This window comes from Methylobacterium sp. M6A4_1b (assembly GCF_053345175.1).
Genome location: NZ_JBKEZQ010000077.1, coordinates 1 through 916, shown reverse-complemented (window position 1 = coordinate 916; position 916 = coordinate 1). Strand labels below are relative to the sequence as shown.

Here is a 916-nt window from a genome sequence, read left to right as displayed (position 1 = left end):
GGCCTTGCCGGCGCTGTCATAGCTCGCGTGGGAAGAGGCGTAGTCCTTGCCCGTGATGCCGCCGAGATAGACGTCGTAGGATTTATCGGAGTGCTGGACGGTCTTGTTGGTGAGCGTGCCGGCCGCGTCGTAGGTCGTCGTGATCTTAGCACCGTTGACAATGGTCGTCGATGTGGTTGGCGTCGGGGCAGGCGCCGGGGCCTGTACGATCGGCGGTTCGATCGGCAGTGCAACGATTGGCGAGGTTTCGACGACCACCGTAGGCGACACGATCGCGACCGACTTGTCGGAGTTCAGACCGACCGAATTCGGTGCTACGAAAGACGCGCCGAGGTCACCTGTCAGATTTTTCAGCGTCTCGACGATTGAGGCGCCACCGGTTGGTGCAACCGTATTGTATTTTTCGCCAGAATTCAGCTTCATCGACCAGTTATTATAGAGATGCGTCGCCTTAGACGGCGCATAAAACGTGTTGTCGTAATGATAATCACCGACCTGTTTAAAGAAGGAGTCGCCATTGTTTAGATACATCACGTTGTCATGGAACGAAAGTTCGCCTTTCTGATAGGGCGCGTCCAGGAAAACGCTGGCCATCTGCTTCGCGGCGTTGTTCTGTTCGATGATGGTGTTGTGGTTCGCGTCCACATTCTTGAACGTGCTGGCGAAGTTGCCACTGCCATTGTGCAGGACGAGGAAGCCATTGTTGTTCAAGCTGACATTGTTCGTGATCGAGATGTTCGTCAGGACGCTCTTGGTCCCTCCAGCCTCGATGAAGCCGACGCTGTTCTCGATCCAGTTGTTATGGATCTTGATGTTGTCCATCGTGCCGAATAGCTCGATGCCGCCGCCATCGTGGCCGTAGTCGAAGCTCGGCGCCTTGGCGTTGACGATCTTGGTGTACGAGACCTCGTTGTTG

The 916-nt window shown here is 55.6% G+C and carries 1 protein-coding gene; it reads right to left on the bottom strand.

The genetic code is table 11. The annotated features are described in order from the left end of the window. Positions 1-916 (bottom strand): hypothetical protein (locus ACLBWX_RS23115; RefSeq protein ID WP_447679228.1); only part of this gene is annotated, 916 nt, incomplete at both ends.